Below are 15,553 nucleotides of genomic sequence, written 5' to 3'. Positions count from 1 at the left end.
CCGCAATCATGGCCCCGGAGGGCACCTGAGCCCAGTGGGTACGGGGCTCGTTACGCAAGATGTGACGAGTGCCCTGAGCACAGTCCCCGTGCTGCTACTCTTTCGGTCTCTAGGGGGTGCGCATGAAGATTTCGGTGATCCTGCCGGCAAAGAACGAATCGGAGGGCTTGGCCAGGACACTGCCCAAGCTGGCGAGCCTCCTGCCCGACGCCGAAATCCTCGTCATCGATGACGGTTCAACCGACGATACTGCCACGGTGGCTCACCGGTTTGGTGTCCGGGTGCTTTCGTCCCCATATTCAATGGGCAATGGCGCGGCCATCAAGCGCGGGGCCCGGGCCGCCTCCGGCGAGGTTCTTGTGTTCATGGACGCGGACGGCCAGCACGATCCCGGAGACATCCCCCAGTTGCTGGAGCGGCTCGAGCAGGGGTATGACATGGCGGTGGGCGCCCGGAGTTCATCCGGCCAGGCCAATGTCGGCCGGGGAGTCGCCAACGGCCTATACAACCGGATCGCCAGTTGGATGACCGGTCATCGCATCGCCGACCTCACTTCTGGATTCAGGGCTGTGCGCGCGAGCCGGTTCAGGGAATTCCTGTACCTGCTGCCGAACGGGTTCAGTTACCCGACCACTTCGACGATGGCCTTCTTCCGTAGCGCCTACCCAGTAGCCTACGTTCCGATCCAGGTAGCGCGGCGAGTCGGAACCGCCAGCCACATCCGCCCGATAAAGGACGGCGTGCGCTTTCTGCTGATCATCTTCAAGATCGCAACGCTGTACTCGCCCGTGAAGTTGTTCGCCCCGGTTTCGTTGGCCTTCTTCCTAGCGGGGTTAGGGCATTATGCATGGACATTCATTACCTCTGGCCGCTTCACAAACATGAGTGTGCTCTTGCTCAGTGCCTCGGTGATCATCTTCCTTATCGGCTTGATATCCGAGCAAATCACAAGTCTGCTCTATCGGCGGGATGGGTTCTGACGTGAAGCGAGCATTGATTGCCGGCGTCACTGGGCAAGATGGCGCCTATCTTGCGGAGCTCTTGCTGGAGAAGGGATATGAAGTTCACGGAATAAAGCGTCGTGCTTCGTCATTCAACACCAAGCGCATCGACCACCTCTACCGCGATCCGCACGAGGCCGGCGTCCGGTTCTTCCTGCACCACGGCGACGTGACCGATTCGTCGAGCCTGATCCGCATCATGCAGCAGACGCAGCCGGACGAAGTCTACAACCTCGCCGCGCAGAGCCACGTCGCGGTGTCGTTCGAACAGCCCGAATATACCGCCGACACCAACGCGCTTGGCACGCTGCGCCTGCTCGAAGCGATCCGCATCCTTGGCATGCGCGACCGCACGCGCTTCTACCAGGCCTCCACCTCCGAGATGTACGGCATGGTGCAGGAGGTCCCGCAGCGCGAGACGACGCCGTTCTACCCGCGCTCGCCGTACGCGGCCGCCAAGCTCTACGCGTACTGGATCACGGTGAACTACCGCGAAGCACACGGCATCCACGCGAGCAACGGCATCCTGTTCAACCATGAGTCGCCGGTGCGCGGCGAGAACTTCGTCACCCGCAAGATCACGCGCGGGCTGGCACGTATCAAGCTCGGGCTGCAGCCGTGCCTGTACCTGGGCAATCTCGACGCCAAGCGCGACTGGGGCCACGCGCGCGACTACGTCGTCGCGCAATGGCTGATCCTGCAGCAGGACAATCCGAGCGATTACGTGATCGCCTCGGGGCACCAATACAGCGTGCGGGAGTTCGTCACGGCGGTCGCGCGCGAGCTGGACATCGACCTCACCTGGCGCGGCAGCGGCCTGGACGAGCAGGGCGTCGACGGCGAAGGGCGGGTGATCGTCGCGATCGATCCGCGCTACTTCCGCCCTTCGGAAGTCGACACGCTGCTGGGCGATGCATCCAAGGCGAAGCGCGAGCTCGGCTGGTCGGCGACGATCGGTTTCGACGACCTCGTGCGCGAAATGGCGCAGGCCGACCTACATGCCGCGCAGCGCGACGCCTTGATCACGCAGCACGGCTACCGCGCCGACGACTTCAACGAGTAACGCGCATGCGCCTGGCGCGGAACATGGCGGCGGGGATGGCCAACTCGGTCGTCGTCGTGCTGATCAACCTCATCGCGCTGCCGTTCTACCTGCGCTTCCTCGGCATGGAGGCGTACGGCCTGATCGGCTTCTACGCGACGCTGCAGACCGTGCTGCAGGTGCTCGATCTCGGCTTGGCGCCGACGGTCAGCCGCGAAATCGCGCACGGCGCGGAAACCGGCCAGCAACGCCGCTCGGCCTCGCTGCTGCGCACGCTCGGCGTGGTGTACGTCGGTGTCGCGGTCGCGATCGCCGCCATCGTCGCGTCGATCGCGCCGTGGATCGGCGCGCACTGGCTGCAGGCGAAAGCCCTGCCCGACGCGGCCGTCGCCCAGGCTGTTGCACTGATGGGCGTGAATCTCGCCTGCCGCTGGCCCATCAGCCTGTACCACGGCGCGCTGGTCGGTGCCCACCGGCTCGCGCGTTCGGCCGCGACGAGCATGACAATCAACATATGCGCCGCATTCACCACCATTGCGGTGCTCGCCTGGGGCGTGCGCAGCATCCAGGCGTTCTTCGTCGTACAAGCAGGCTTCGGGTTGCTGCAAGCGATCGTGTTGCACGTGCTCGCGCGGCGGGCGGTGGGGGAACGCGGCGCGCCCTACGACTTCGGCGATCTGAAACGGGTATGGCATTTCTCCGCGTGGATGGGGGGCGTGGCGATCGGCGGCCTCCTGCTGACGCAGGTCGACAAGCTCGTGCTGAGCCGCACGCTCGACCTCGCGACGTTCGGCCATTACGTGCTCGCCACGCTGGTCGTCAGCGGCCTGCAGGTGCTGACCACGCCGCTGTTCAGCGCGCTTTTCCCCAAGTTTTCTGCGTTGTTCGCGCGCGGCGACATCGTGTCGCTCGAATATCTCTACGACGCGGGCACCCGGCTGTTCGCCACGGCGCTCTTCGCGCTCGCCTTCCTGCTCGTGTTCCAGGCGGGGGCCCTGCTCGACATCTGGTTGCGCAATCCCGCGCTGTCGGCGGATGTTGCGCCCCTGGTCGCGTGGCTGGCGATCGGCATGTCGCTCACCGGCATCATGTATTTCCCCTACACGCTGCAGCTGGCCGCAGGCAAGCCCAGGCTGGCCTTCTTCACCACGCTGGTCCTGCTCCTCGTGATGCTGCCGCTGGTGATCCTGCTGGCGATGCGATTCGGCGCGCTCGGCGGCGCCTGGGCGTGGGCGATCCTCGGTGTGCTCTACGTGCTACTCGGAACGTGGCTGACCGGGCGCAAGGTGATGGCCTTCGCAGGTTGGCCATGGCTCACGCGCAATGTAGCGGTGCCCTTGATGGCCACGCTGCTGCCAGCGTTGCTTGGCGCGTGGATTTCCCGCACGCTCGCGGTCGGCCCATGGGTGGCCGCGGGGATCGGCGGACTCGCCGCGCTCGCGGGGATCGGACTTGGCGTCGCCGGGACGTTCGCGCCCCGGGAATTCCGCCGCGTCATCGACATGGCGCTCGGCCGTCCGACGCCCGCCGGGCACGGCCTTTCTTGATTGGAGCGTGGGGATGCTGGGCAGGGCCATCGACTACCTGATCGACTACAAGGATCGCCAGCGCGTCGCGATCGCGCTCGCGAAGGGCGGCGCTTCGATGCTTTCGCGACAGGTCGACCTGCGGGACCCCGCCACGTGGGAGTTCTCGGGCTTCAGCCAGAACGGCGAGGACGGGATCATCGACGTGCTGCGCCGCCAGCTGGCATCCGCCAATCGCTGCGTCGTCGAGATCGGCGCGGCCGACGGCACCGAGAACAACAGCAGCTGGCTGCTCACTACCGCCGGCTACGAAGGCCTGATGATCGAAGGCGACCCGCGCCAATCGGCGCGCGCGCGCCGCAACGTCGCGCGTTACAGCATCGGCAGCCAATGCGTGCCGATGTTCGTCACCCTCGAGTCGGTGGACGCGATCCTGGCGAAGGCGCCGCACCGCGACCCGGACGTGTTCTCCCTCGACATCGACGGCAACGACTACCACATCGCCAACGCGCTGTTCGATCGCGGCTTCCGACCGAAGATCGTGTCGGTGGAATACAACTCGGCGTTCGGCCCGGAGCGCAGCATCGCGTCGAAGTACACCGCCGACTTCCGCCGCGCGACCGCGCACCCCTCGCTGCTGTACTACGGCGTGTCCGTCGGCGGGTGGAAGACGTTCTTCGCGCGACGCGGCTACCGCTTCATCACGGTCGATGCCAATGGAGTGAATGCGTTCTTCGTCGATCCGGCGCATTTCAACGCCGGGTTCGTCGATGGCGTAAAGGGCCTCGCCTTCGCGGAAAACCGCTACCAGCTGCGCGCGCAGGGCCGCGATCACGCGGGCCAGTTCGCGCTCATCGCCGACCAGCCGCTCGAGCAGGTGTGATGCAGCCGAGGTTGTCCATCTGCATCGCGACCCTCAATCGCGGCGCGTACATCGGCGAGACACTCGACACGATCGTCGGCCAGCTGCGCGACGACGTCGAGCTGGTGATCGTCGACGGCGCATCGAAGGACGACACGCAAGTCGTCGTCGGCCGATACGTTGCCGCCGATGCCCGCGTGAGCTACGTGCGCCTGCCGAAGGCGTCCGGCGTCGACCAGGACTACGATCTCGCCGTCTCGCACGCGCGCGGCGAGTACTGCTGGCTGATGACGGACGACGACCTGTTGAAACCAGGCGCCGTCGATCGCGTCCTGGCCGCATTGGATGGCAACGTCGAACTGGTGATCGTCAATACCGAAGTGCGCACGATCGATTTCGGTGGCACCCTGCGCGGCGCACTCGTCGCCAAGCAGGACGACGTCGAATACGCGCCGGCAGACGCCGACCGCCTGCTCGTCGACACCGCGCATGCGCTGAGTTTCATCGGCTGCGTCGTCATCCTGCGCAGCTTCTGGATCGCGCGCGATCGCGCTGCGTACTACGGTTCGTTGTTCGTGCACGTCGGCGTGATCTTCCAGTCGCGCACGCCGCGCACCCGCGTCATCGCCAAGCCGCTGATAACGATCCGTTACGGCAATGCGATGTGGACGCCGCGCGGGTTCGAGATCTGGATGTTCAAGTGGCCGTCGCTCGTCTGGTCGTTCGCAGGCGTATCCGAAGCCGCGAAGGCGCGCATCTGCGCGCGCGAACCGTGGCGGCAACCCCAGAAGCTGTTGCTGTACCGGAGCATCGGCGGCTATGCGCGCGGAGAGTACGATCGCTACCTCGCGGCCTGTCCGATGACGACCACGAAGCGACTGCTGTCGCGCACGATTGCCTGGATGCCGCCACGCTTCGCCAACGCGCTGTCGAGCCTGTATTGCGGCCTGTTCGCGCGCCATGCGCGCATGAACATCTACGACCTCTCGCGCAGCCCGCACGCGACGTTCGTGGCGCGCGCCGTCGCGCGGTCGGCGGGCTACTGAGATGGCCACGATCCTCATCACCGGCATCAGCGGGCAGGACGGCAGCTACCTCGCCGAGCAGTTGCGCGAGGAAGGGCATGCCGTTGTCGGGCTGTTGCGCAAGGGGCGCACAGCGCCCGTGCGACGCGTCGACGGCGTCGAGTACGCCGAGTGGGATTTCGCCGACGTGGCCGCGCTGCGCGGGCTGTTGCAGTCGTTGCGTCCCGCCGCCTTCTACAACCTCGCCGCCTTCTCGACTGGCGCCGGCATGTACGACGATGCCGTCGCGATCGGGGAATTCAACGGCATCGCCGTTGCCCGCATGCTGCAGGCAATCGTCGAGACCGATTCCTTGATCCGCTTCTGCCAGGCCTCGAGCAGCGAGATGTTCGGCGACCCCGTCGACGCGCCGCAACACGAAACCACGCCGTTCCGGCCGCAGAGTCCCTATGGCGCCGCGAAGCTGTTCGCCCACACCGCGATCCGCGCCTGCCGCGAGCGGCATGGCGCATTCGCCTGCTCGGCTATCCTCTACAACCACGAGAGCCCGCGCCGCGGACCGGCCTTCGTCACGCGCAAGATCGCCGACGCAGTCGCGCGGATCCATGCTGGCGACCGCGAACCGTTGCCCCTGGGCAATCTCGAAGCCCGGCGCGACTGGGGCTACGCGCCCGATTACGTGCGGGCGATGCGCCTGATGCTGGCGCAGGACCGGGCGGACGACTACGTCGTCGCCACCGGCCAGCTGCATTCGGTGCGTGAGTTCTGCGAGGTTGCGTTCTCCCATGCGGGCCTCGACTATCGCGACTGGGTGAAGGACAACGCGGCCGACCTGCGCCACGACGCCCGCGGCCCGCTGGTCGGCGATGCCGCCAGGGCCCGCGACCGCCTCGGGTGGCGGCCCACGAAGGATTTCGAGGCGCTCGTGCGCCTGATGGTCGACGCGTCGATCGCGTCGCTCGCTGCCAAGGATTCGATGTCATGACGCAAGCCCTCGACCGCTGCCGCATCTGCGGCAACACGCATCTCGAGCAGGTCCTCGACCTCGGCGAGCAGATGCTGACCGGCGTGTTCCCGCGTTCGCGCGATGCGCAGGTGACCACCGGCCCGCTGCGGCTGGTGAAGTGCTTCGACAAGGACGGCTGCGGCCTGTTGCAGTTGGCGCATTCGTACGACCTCGGCGAGATGTACGGCGACAACTACGGCTACCGCTCCGGGCTCAACGCAAGCATGGTGCGGCACCTGCATGCGAAGGTCGAACGCGTGCTGCGCCTGGTATCCCTGCGCGAAGGCGATCTCGTCGTCGATGTCGGCGCCAACGACGGCACGACGCTCGGCGCATACCCGGAATCGCTCGGTGCCGATCTGCTTGGCATCGATCCCACCGGCGCCAAGTTCCGCCAGTACTACAAGCCGCACGTCGACCTGTGCGCGGATTTCTTCACCGCCGATACGCTGCGCAAGGTGCGCCCGGGCAAGCGCGTGCGCGTGCTGACCTCGTTCTCGATGTTTTACGATCTCGAAGCCCCGATGGCTTTCATGCGCGACGTGCACGACGTGCTCGCCGACGATGGCGTGTGGGTGTTCGAACAGAGCTACATGCCGACGATGCTCGACGCCCTGTCGTACGACACTGTCTGCCATGAACACCTGGAGTACTACGCGCTCAGGCAGGTGAAATGGATGGCGGACCGCGTGGGCTTCACGATCGTCGATCTCGAGTTCAACGACGTCAACGGCGGGAGCTTCTCGGTCACGGCGGCCAAGTCGACATCGGGCATGGCCGAGAGCCCCGTGGTAGCGCGTGTGCTCGCTGAGGAGCGCGCCGCGGGGCTGGACACGCTTGCGCCGTTCGAGGATTTTGCACGCCGCACCGCGCAATCGCGCGACGGCCTGCGCGCCTTCATCGAGTGCGCCAGGGCGGAGGGCAAGTCCATCGCAGCGCTCGGTGCCTCGACCAAGGGCAACGTGCTGCTGCAGTACTGCGGCATCACCACCGACGACATCGCGGAAGTCGGCGAAGTGAACCCCGACAAGTTCGGCGCGATGACGCCGGGTACGTACCTGCCGATCGCGCCGGAGTCGGACGTGCTCGCGCACGGCCACGACTACCACCTCGTGCTGCCGTGGCATTTCCGCCGCCACTTCCTCGCCAACCCGGCATACGCGGGCCGCACGCTTGTGTTCCCGTTGCCCGAGTTGCAGGCTCTCGTCTCGGGCGCGCCCGCGTGACGATGCATGCGTCGCCGCCGCAGGACGCGCCGCGCGCACGCGCGATCGCGTTCTATCTGCCGCAGTTCCATCCGATTCCGGAGAATGACGCGTGGTGGGGCGCCGGCTTTACCGAGTGGACCAACGTGGTCACCGGCAAGCCGCGCTTCGCCGGGCACTACCAGCCGCATCTGCCGGCGGACTTGGGCTTCTACGACCTGCGCGTGCCGGAAACGCGGCAAGCGCAGGCGAGCATGGCGCGCGCGGCCGGCATCGAGGCATTCTGCTATTACCACTACTGGTTCAAGGGCAAGCGGTTGCTGCATCGCCCCATTGACGAGGTGCTGGCGTCGGGCGAACCGGATTTCCCGTTCTGTTTCTGCTGGGCCAACCAGACCTGGTCGCGCGCGTGGAGCGGGCGCGATCATGACGTGCTGATCGCTCAGGACTACGGCGATGCGGACGATGCCGCGCACATCGCGTGGCTGATCGACGCGTTCCGCGACCCGCGCTACGTGCGTGTGGATGGGCGGCCGCTGTTCCTGGTCTACCTGCCCGAGTCGTTGCCCGATGCGACGGCGCTGCTGGCGCGCTGGCGGCAGGCGTGCGTCGATGCCGGCGTGGCGTCGCCGTATTTCTGCGGCATGCGCACCGGCTTCTCGACGCTGGACGCGGCGGGCATCCGCGCGCTGGGGTTCGATGGCGTGGTGGAGTTCGAACCCAACCGCAAACACTTCCCCGCGTCGAAGAACGCGACCGGCCATGCGGTCTCGCTGCTGCAACGCTTGCTGCCGGCGCGCTGGTACGACGCACTGCGCAATAGCCGGTTCCTCGGCAATCGCAACCTAAACACCGTCGTCGACTACGCGGCATACGTGTCGGGCCGCGTGGCGCGCGACCCGTTGGAACCGACGACGTATCCGATCGTCTTCCCGAGCTGGGACAACGCGGTGCGCCGCACGTCGGCGACGATCATCGAGAACCACGATAGCGCGCAGTACAAGCGCTGGCTCGACGATGCCGTGTCGCGCGTCGCTGCGCGCGCGCCCGATGAGCGCCTGGTGTTCCTCAACGCCTGGAACGAATGGGCGGAAGGCTGCCACCTGGAACCCGACCAGAAACACGGGCTCGCCTTCCTCGACGCCACGGCCGATGCGCTCGGCGTGCCGCGCAAGGTGCTGCCATGACCGACGCGCATGTCGATGTGTACGCGCACGCGAACCCGGTGTTCGTTCGCACCGTGCGCGCGCATGGCGGGCGACCGGAGGTGCTCGACGTAGGCTGCTGGAACGGCACCCTGGGGCGCGCGCTGATCCGCGACGCCAACGCCACGGTCGATGGCATCGAGCGCGACGCCGAACAAGCGCAACACGCCCGCGAGAACGGTTACCGACGCGTCGACGTCGGCGACCTCGACCGCGGCGTGCCGGATGCCGACGGCCGCACCTACGACTTCCTCCTGTTCGGCGACGTGCTCGAGCACACCATGCATCCCGATCAAGTGCTCGCCGCGCTGGTGCCCCGGCTCAAGCCCGGCGGGCGTGCGCTGCTGTCGCTGCCCAATATCGCGTTCGCGGTGAATCGCCTGACGCATTTGCTGGGCCGGTGGGACTACAGGGACTACGGCATCCTCGATCGCACGCACCTGCGCTTCTTCACCAAACGCACGATGGTGCAGCTGGTCGAAGGCGCCGGCCTGCGCGTGGTGCGCATCGACGGCTACGTCGGTCTGCACAAGCATCCGTGGTTCGTGCGCGAACCTCTTCGCTGGCTCGGCCGCGCGTGGCCTAGCCTCTTCGCCATCCAGATCGTGCTCGAAGCGGTGCCCGCTTCGGGGCCACGCACGCCCCGGGACTGACGCGATGCTCGCCTTCGTCAAACGCCAGGCCAACAAGTTTCCGGCGGCCAAGCGCGCGTACCACTGGGCGCGCTGGAAGTGGCACGTGTTCCGCGACAACTGGGGGGCGCTGGTGTGGACGCGCACGCGCGAGACGGTGACGCCGCTCGGCTTCAAGCTCCACGCGGGCCTGCACCCGGCGTACGAACAGATGCGCAACGGCACGTTCGAACCGGAGGAAACCGCGCTGCTCGCGCAACTGCTGCAGCGCGTGGACCGTTTCATCGACGTGGGCGCCAACCTCGGTTACTACACGTGCCTGGCGCTGCAGAATGGGCGCGGCGTGATGGCGATCGAACCGCAACCGCGCAACCTGCGCAGCCTGTACCAGAACCTGATCAGCAACGGTTGGGAGCGCAACGCGGAAGTCATGCCCGTCGCGCTCGCCGCATCGCCGGGATTGCTGACGCTGTACGGTGCGTCTGGTCCGTCGGCGTCGCTGCTGAAGAACTGGGCCGGCTATTCGTCGCGCCACAGCCAGACGGTCGCGGTGGCGACACTCGACAATCTGCTGGCCGGCCGTTTCGACAACGAGCGGCTGCTGGTCAAGATCGACGTCGAAGGCGCGGAGCTAGGCGTGCTGCAGGGCGCGCAGGTGACGCTGCGCCGCGGCGTGCGCCCGATGTGGCTGCTCGAAGTGTGCCTGCACGAATTCCACCCAGACGGCTTCAACCCGGACTTCCTGCAGGTGTTCCAGACGTTCTGGGACAACGGCTACGAGGCGTACACGGCCGAAGCGACGCCGCGGCGCGTGCCGCGCGAACGCGTGGAAGCGTGGTGGGCGGCGCGGCGCACGGACTCGGGTACGTTCAACTACATCTTCGCCACGCCCGACGCGGTGGCCGGCCTCACCGCACCGTAGGCACGCCGTACTTCGCGAGCATCGCCACCTTGCGCAACTGCCAGCGCACGGTGGAAAACCAGCGGAAGACGGAGATCGTGCGCGTGGCCTGCACCTCGTTGCGACGCGCGCGCAGCATGCGCCATTCGCGGAACGGCGTGACGATGGCGGGGAGGTAGATCTCGCGCAGCAAGGCGGCGTCGCGGCGCAGCACCGACAGCGCGAGGCCTTCGAGCAGCAGCGCGGGCACGTGCAGCGCAAGCAGAAACCACGCGAAGACGCCCGGCGTCAGCACGATCAGTGCGCGCGTCTTGTTGCGCTCGCTCAGGCGGCGGCGCTTGATGGACGTGCGCAGGCCTGCGTTCGCGCGGTTGCCGCCGAACGTCGCGCCTTGGCGATGGCGGTAATGGCTTTCATGCAGCGCGCGTACCGGCATGCCGCGCATGCGTGCGAGGCCGCACAGGTACAGGTCTTCGCCGATCGACTCCATCCACTCCGGGAACCCGCCGAGCGCGTGCCACGCGCCGCGTGGGCACCACAGGCACGCGCCGATCACGTAGGCGACGTCGTCGCGCACCGGGTCGAGGTTCGGGATTGGGTTGAAGAACGGATCCAGCAGGCAGCCGCGATCCACCAGCGCGCCGGTGTCCCAGTCGAGCTGCGGCAGCGTGAGGATCGCAGGCCGCCCCATCAGTTCGGCCATCTCGAGCAGTCGGGCGATCGCGTCGGGCGCCAGCGCCGCGTCGTTGTTCAGCAGCAGCACGTAGTCGCCGCGGGCGCGCGCGACCATGCGGTTGTTGCCGATGCAGAAGCCAACGTTCTCGTCGGAGGCGATGAGGTGCACCTGTGGGTAGCGTTCGCGCAGCAGCATCACCGAGCGGTCGCGCGAGCAGTCGTCGTGGACGAGGATCTCGATCGCGGCGCCGGTCGCTTGCGTCAGCAGCGAGTCGATGCACGCAGGCAGCAGCGCCTCGCCGTCGAAGTTGGCGATGCACACGGAGACGCGCGGATGCGCAGGAGCGTTCAGGCCTGGGTGGAATACCACTGCCATGTGCGATGCAGGCCTTCGTCGAGATCGATGGCGGGCGACCAGCCGAAGGCAGAACGCGCGGCGGTGGTGTCGGCTGTGATGGTGTGGACGTCGACGCGGCGCGCGGTTTCGTAGCGACGTTCGATCGGGCGGCCGGTGACGGCGTCGATCCTGTCGATCAGCGCGTCGAGTGTGACGCCTTCACCGAACGCGGCATTGAAGACATGCGCGCCCGGCTCGAACGAATGCGCGATCGTCGCGGCGCACAGGTCCAGAAGGTCGTCGACGTACAGGTAATCGCGCACCGTCGAGCCGTCCCAGATCGACAGGGGCGTGCCGTGCAGCGCGCAATCGAACGCGGTGGGAATGATGCCGAAGCCGCGGCGCGCCGACTGCCCAGGGCCGAACACGTTGGACGGCCGCAGCACCGTGACGGTGCCCTCGTACTGGGTCGCCCACGCTTGGAAGAAGTGCTCCGCCGCCGCCTTGCCTGCACCGTGGTAGCTGCGTGGGCGGATCGGATCGGTTTCGGCCGCGGGTGTCGCGCGATCCCCGTACAGGGTCCCCGCCGAGGACAAGAACAGCACGCGGCACGAAGGCGTGTCCTGCAGGGCTTCGATCATCGCCAGGGTGGTGCGCAGGTTGCCGTCCAGTTGCGGGCGCGCGTCGCTGCTGCCGGGGGTGCTGGACGAAGCCGCGTGGATCGCGGCGGCGCATCCCGGCAGCCAGCGGGCGAACTGGGTGGCATCGTCCCAGCCGCCGACGACGTTGCGGATCCCAGGGTGCTCGAACGTGGCCGGCGCCCTGGTCGCCGCGATGACCGCATGCCCGTCCTCGGCAAGGCGCCGGGCAAGGTGGCGACCGATGAATCCGCCTGCGCCCAGCAGGAATACACTGCCCCGGGCGTGGTTCATGGGCTCAGCAACTCGTCGTAGAGCGCGGCGTAGCGATCAGCGCAATCGGCCCATGTGCCGATCCGGTCGCGCGCCCACGCGCGCGAGTGTTCGCCGATTTCCGCATTGCGCATGGGATCTTCGATCGCTTCAAGGCCTTGGGCCATTCCCGCCGCATCGTCGCATAGCCAGCCCGTTCGCGCGTGCTCGATCAAGTCTTCGTGGGCCGGCAGCCTCGACGCGAGGATCGGGAGCCCCGCGGCCATGGCTTCCAGCATCACCTGCGGCCGTCCTTCCGAATGCTGGCTGAGGGTGATGAGCCCGGTGGCCGACGGGAACCAGTCGCGGCGCAGTGCTTCGGGTGTCGCTGGGCCATGAAACTGCACCCAAGCGGGGATGGCGATGCCTGCTTCCTGGCGCGGTCCGAACACGTGCAGTTCCCGGCCCGGATGGTCCGCGAAGAAGCGTTCGCCCCACTGGAACAGCGGGCCGAGCTTGTTCTTGGTCAATCTGGTAACGCAGAGCCACCTGTGGCGGCCATCGGAATTCTGGGTGCGCTCGATCCCATACCAGCCTGCGTCGATGCCGAATGGCACGCATTGCACGCGAGCGATGTCGCCGAATGCCTGTTCGAGCACCGGCACCATCCAGTCCGCATTGGGGCAGAGCAGCGTCCGGCGGTTGCGGATCGACCTGCGCAGGAGGGCTTTCATCGCAGGGAGCTGCAGCAGGCGGATATCCGTGCCCAGCGCGGTCACGAGCGCGGGACGGCGGTCGTTGCGCGGGAGCGGCAGGGCGTTCTGCAACCAGTTCACATGGAACAGTTGCGCATCCGCGGCATCCCGGTAGACACGGCGAAGCCGCGCCAGTAGTCCCGTCACCGCCGCCGCGCCATGCAACGGCCGGTTGCGCATCAGGTGCGCGATGCCGCCGGCCTGCATAAGTTTCGACAGCCATTGCGCGTCGTCGTCGTTTATTGCGGAATCGACGGCATCCGGCAGCGGGCCGGGCGGCATCCAGGCACGCAGCCGGACATCCTCTCGCGCGGCAAGCGCTTCGACCATGCGGGCGATGAACAGTCCCTTCCAGTCCGACTCCGAGGAAGGGAAGGAGGTGCTGACGAACAGCACGCGGCGAGGTTGGGCCACCGGTCGTGGCAAGGGCGCATTCAAGGCGAAGCGCCGGCGTTGCTTTGCGGTTGCTTGCGGGCGATATCGATCTGGCGCCGGAGCCATTGCAGGCCAGCTTGGTCCGCGGCTCTGGCGCGCCTGCTGGCTTCTTCCCATGTCCGCTCCGCGCCAGCGATGTCGCCGGTCCGCAGCTGCGCACGCACTAGCAGCTCCGCTGCGGCCGGATCGGTACCTGGTTGCCAGGCGAGCAGGGCCTGCTCGCGCGTCCTCTGCCAGTCGCCGCTACGCGCATAGAAACGGGCAGCCATGTTGCGCAACCGCCACTTCGCCCACTCTCCATCGGGCTGCGCCGTCGCACGATCCAGCAGCGTGTCCAACGCGTCGCCCAGCATCCGATCGGTCACCGCGCCGCACCCCTGAGGGGTATTGTCCAGCAACAAGCCGAAGAACTCAGGGTCGGCATAGATCACGCGCGGCGGCATCAATTCAATTGCCTGCCGCAGGTCGTCCGGATTCCCATCCCGATCGAGCGCGCAGGCCAGGTAGAGGCGGTTGAAATACCCCATCGCGCGCGTGCGGGGGTTGTCGGCAGCAATGAGGCGATCCAGTGCCTGTGCCACTGCTTGGCGGTTGTTCTGTTGCTGTGCCACGCGCACTAGCGCCATGTTGGCGCGCAACGATTGTGGATGGCTCGTCACCGCGCTGACCGCCAGCGTTTCCGGCGAGCTCCAGACACGCGCGCGGCCGTGGGCGCCGAAGGCCAGGAGTGCGACCAGGCCCACCGCCAGCACCGCGCCGATGCGACCGGGACGCAGGCCTGCCTTGCGCAGCGCATCGCCGCCCACCACCGCCAGTCCCACGGCGGCATACAGCACGCCGACCATCGGAAGGTAGTTGCGATGCTCGAAGTACAGTTCAAGCGGCAGCACGCTGGACTCGATGGCATGCCCGACCAGGAAGATGCCCCAACCGACAAACAGGGACGGGATGCGTTTCCGCAGTTGCCAGGCCGCCAGTGTCACTCCCGCCAGCACGAGGATGGCGACCAACGTCGCGGGTGGCGAGAGCAAACCGGTGGAGATCGCGTAGTCGTCGGTGTACACGCCCATGGACGGCGGGTTGGGTACCAGGATCTTCCACAGGTAGTCGCACAGCGCGCGCGCCTGGGTCAGCAGCCGTTGCTGCCAGTCGAAGTCGCGGACCAGGTAGCCGCTGGTGATGCGCGCCGGGTTGCTTGCCAGAAGTGCAATGCCCAGCACGAGGGGCAGGGCCAGGCAGGTGCCGAAAAACGCCTTGATCGCGGGTGGACGCGATGTGTCCCGGTAGCAGCCTAATTCAAGCACCAGGCATAGCGCAGGAAGCAGCAGTGCGTTTTCCTTCGACAGGAAGCCCGCCACGAGCAGCAGCGGAATGCCGATGAACAAGGTGGCGACCGCGGCACGGTCGTCGCTGCGCGTGGTGATGCGGTCGCGCATGGCCAGGTACAGCCACATTCCGGCCAGCATGCACAGCACGGAAAGCTGCGCCATGCGTTGGATCGCGTATAGCACCGTGCCGGCATTGAGCGGATGCAGCAGCCACAGGGTGGCGACCAGCACGGCGACGATGTCGGCGCGGCCGGCCATGCGCGGATCGCGCAACGCAATGCGCCGTATCAGCGCGAATACCACGCCGCCGGTGAGCAGGTGGACCAGCAGGTTGCCCAGCTTGAAGGCGAACGGTGCGTAACCACCGAGCCCGGCGCTCAGCGCCAGGCTGGCCATGGCTAACGGTCGCCCGAACATGCCGGAGCGGCCGTCGAACAGCACCGCTTGCAATGTTGCCTCGCCCTGCAGCCAGCGCTGCAGGACCTCGAGGTTGTAGTGGTCGTCCAGCACCAACGGACCTGACAGACCGACCCAGTAGACGACCACCGTGATTGCCATGGCCAACAGCAACAGCAACCACGCTTGTGACTTCTGCATGTTCCGGTCTTCGGATTGTGATTGAACGGAGCTTAGCGCGTTCGATTAATCCCTTGTGTGGCGCTGGTGGCGCAATCATGACGCGCCACGCAGGGCCACCTCAAAAACCTTCCAAAGAAGAAGCCCCGGTT

14 protein-coding genes are annotated in these 15,553 nt (G+C 66.9%); 10 read left to right on the top strand and 4 right to left on the bottom strand.

The window, feature by feature from the left end; all coding sequences use genetic code 11:
• Positions 1 to 122: 122 nt before the first annotated feature.
• From H8B22_RS03685 to H8B22_RS03640, 10 genes are read left to right on the top strand one after another with little or no spacing between them, the layout of a single operon-like run.
• Positions 123 to 980, top strand: a complete 858-nt coding sequence (locus H8B22_RS03685; RefSeq protein WP_187712771.1) for a glycosyltransferase family 2 protein — start codon at positions 123 to 125, stop codon at positions 978 to 980.
• Positions 970 to 2,064: a GDP-mannose 4,6-dehydratase gene (gmd, locus tag H8B22_RS03680; protein ID WP_187712770.1), complete on the top strand. Its 1,095-nt coding sequence runs from the start codon at positions 970 to 972 to the stop codon at positions 2,062 to 2,064. The genes H8B22_RS03685 and gmd overlap by 11 nt, the downstream gene beginning before the upstream one ends.
• Before the next feature lie 5 nt (positions 2,065 to 2,069).
• Positions 2,070 to 3,590, top strand: coding sequence for a lipopolysaccharide biosynthesis protein (locus H8B22_RS03675; protein WP_187712769.1), 1,521 nt, complete (start codon positions 2,070 to 2,072; stop codon positions 3,588 to 3,590).
• Positions 3,591 to 3,603: 13 nt separating this feature from the next.
• Positions 3,604 to 4,452, top strand: coding sequence for a class I SAM-dependent methyltransferase (locus H8B22_RS03670; RefSeq protein ID WP_187712768.1), 849 nt, complete (start codon positions 3,604 to 3,606; stop codon positions 4,450 to 4,452).
• Positions 4,452 to 5,477 (top strand): glycosyltransferase family 2 protein, encoded by a 1,026-nt coding sequence (locus H8B22_RS03665; RefSeq protein WP_187712767.1) that lies wholly within the window; start codon positions 4,452 to 4,454, stop codon positions 5,475 to 5,477. Before H8B22_RS03670 ends, H8B22_RS03665 begins: the two co-directional genes overlap by 1 nt.
• A 1-nt stretch (position 5,478) precedes the next feature.
• Entirely contained in the window at positions 5,479 to 6,441 is a 963-nt protein-coding gene (locus H8B22_RS03660) for a GDP-mannose 4,6-dehydratase (RefSeq protein WP_187712766.1), read from the top strand.
• Positions 6,438 to 7,688 (top strand): class I SAM-dependent methyltransferase, encoded by a 1,251-nt coding sequence (locus tag H8B22_RS03655; RefSeq protein WP_187712765.1) that lies wholly within the window; start codon positions 6,438 to 6,440, stop codon positions 7,686 to 7,688. The genes H8B22_RS03660 and H8B22_RS03655 overlap by 4 nt, the downstream gene beginning before the upstream one ends.
• A 2-nt stretch (positions 7,689 to 7,690) precedes the next feature.
• Positions 7,691 to 8,854, top strand: coding sequence for a glycoside hydrolase family 99-like domain-containing protein (locus H8B22_RS03650; RefSeq protein WP_187713515.1), 1,164 nt, complete (start codon positions 7,691 to 7,693; stop codon positions 8,852 to 8,854).
• Positions 8,851 to 9,525 (top strand): class I SAM-dependent methyltransferase, encoded by a 675-nt coding sequence (locus tag H8B22_RS03645; protein WP_187712764.1) that lies wholly within the window; start codon positions 8,851 to 8,853, stop codon positions 9,523 to 9,525. The genes H8B22_RS03650 and H8B22_RS03645 overlap by 4 nt, the downstream gene beginning before the upstream one ends.
• 4 nt (positions 9,526 to 9,529) lie before the next feature.
• Entirely contained in the window at positions 9,530 to 10,426 is an 897-nt protein-coding gene (locus H8B22_RS03640) for an FkbM family methyltransferase (RefSeq protein WP_187712763.1), read from the top strand.
• On the opposite strand, the gene H8B22_RS03635 is transcribed toward H8B22_RS03640, so the two are convergent.
• Genes H8B22_RS03635 through H8B22_RS03620 form a run of 4 tightly spaced genes read right to left on the bottom strand, consistent with a single transcriptional unit; the run spans position 10,413 to position 15,422 of the window.
• On the bottom strand, positions 10,413 to 11,456 hold the full coding sequence (locus tag H8B22_RS03635) for a glycosyltransferase family 2 protein (protein WP_187712762.1): 1,044 nt from the start codon (positions 11,454 to 11,456) through the stop codon (positions 10,413 to 10,415). The genes H8B22_RS03640 and H8B22_RS03635 overlap by 14 nt on opposite strands.
• The gene (locus tag H8B22_RS03630) at positions 11,429 to 12,349 is read right to left on the bottom strand and encodes an NAD-dependent epimerase/dehydratase family protein (RefSeq protein WP_187712761.1); all 921 of its coding nucleotides are present in this window, start codon (positions 12,347 to 12,349) and stop codon (positions 11,429 to 11,431) included. The genes H8B22_RS03635 and H8B22_RS03630 overlap by 28 nt, the downstream gene beginning before the upstream one ends.
• Positions 12,346 to 13,458, bottom strand: a complete 1,113-nt coding sequence (locus H8B22_RS03625) for a glycosyltransferase family 4 protein (RefSeq protein WP_225876268.1) — start codon at positions 13,456 to 13,458, stop codon at positions 12,346 to 12,348. Before H8B22_RS03625 ends, H8B22_RS03630 begins: the two co-directional genes overlap by 4 nt.
• A gap of 38 nt (positions 13,459 to 13,496) precedes the next feature.
• A complete protein-coding gene (locus tag H8B22_RS03620; RefSeq protein ID WP_187712759.1) occupies positions 13,497 to 15,422 on the bottom strand; it encodes a tetratricopeptide repeat protein in 1,926 nt (641 codons plus the stop codon).
• Positions 15,423 to 15,553: the final 131 nt, after the last annotated feature.

This window comes from Lysobacter terrestris, assembly GCF_014489475.1.
GTDB classification, from domain to species: domain Bacteria; phylum Pseudomonadota; class Gammaproteobacteria; order Xanthomonadales; family Xanthomonadaceae; genus Agrilutibacter; species Agrilutibacter terrestris.
This window is presented reverse-complemented; position numbering and strand designations above follow the sequence as displayed.

What these genes read in the sequence shown, in the direction of transcription:
- H8B22_RS03685 (WP_187712771.1), top strand. Translation starts at nt 123, where the DNA reads ATGAAGATTTCGGTGATCCTGCCGGCAAAGAACGAATCGGAGGGCTTG.
- gmd (WP_187712770.1), top strand. Translation starts at nt 970, where the DNA reads ATGGGTTCTGACGTGAAGCGAGCATTGATTGCCGGCGTCACTGGGCAA.
- H8B22_RS03675 (WP_187712769.1), top strand. Translation starts at nt 2,070, where the DNA reads ATGCGCCTGGCGCGGAACATGGCGGCGGGGATGGCCAACTCGGTCGTC.
- H8B22_RS03670 (WP_187712768.1), top strand. Translation starts at nt 3,604, where the DNA reads ATGCTGGGCAGGGCCATCGACTACCTGATCGACTACAAGGATCGCCAG.
- H8B22_RS03665 (WP_187712767.1), top strand. Translation starts at nt 4,452, where the DNA reads ATGCAGCCGAGGTTGTCCATCTGCATCGCGACCCTCAATCGCGGCGCG.
- H8B22_RS03660 (WP_187712766.1), top strand. Translation starts at nt 5,479, where the DNA reads ATGGCCACGATCCTCATCACCGGCATCAGCGGGCAGGACGGCAGCTAC.
- H8B22_RS03655 (WP_187712765.1), top strand. Translation starts at nt 6,438, where the DNA reads ATGACGCAAGCCCTCGACCGCTGCCGCATCTGCGGCAACACGCATCTC.
- H8B22_RS03650 (WP_187713515.1), top strand. Translation starts at nt 7,691, where the DNA reads ATGCATGCGTCGCCGCCGCAGGACGCGCCGCGCGCACGCGCGATCGCG.
- H8B22_RS03645 (WP_187712764.1), top strand. Translation starts at nt 8,851, where the DNA reads ATGACCGACGCGCATGTCGATGTGTACGCGCACGCGAACCCGGTGTTC.
- H8B22_RS03640 (WP_187712763.1), top strand. Translation starts at nt 9,530, where the DNA reads ATGCTCGCCTTCGTCAAACGCCAGGCCAACAAGTTTCCGGCGGCCAAG.
- H8B22_RS03635 (WP_187712762.1), bottom strand. Translation starts at nt 11,456, where the DNA reads ATGGCAGTGGTATTCCACCCAGGCCTGAACGCTCCTGCGCATCCGCGC.
- H8B22_RS03630 (WP_187712761.1), bottom strand. Translation starts at nt 12,349, where the DNA reads ATGAACCACGCCCGGGGCAGTGTATTCCTGCTGGGCGCAGGCGGATTC.
- H8B22_RS03620 (WP_187712759.1), bottom strand. Translation starts at nt 15,422, where the DNA reads ATGCAGAAGTCACAAGCGTGGTTGCTGTTGCTGTTGGCCATGGCAATC.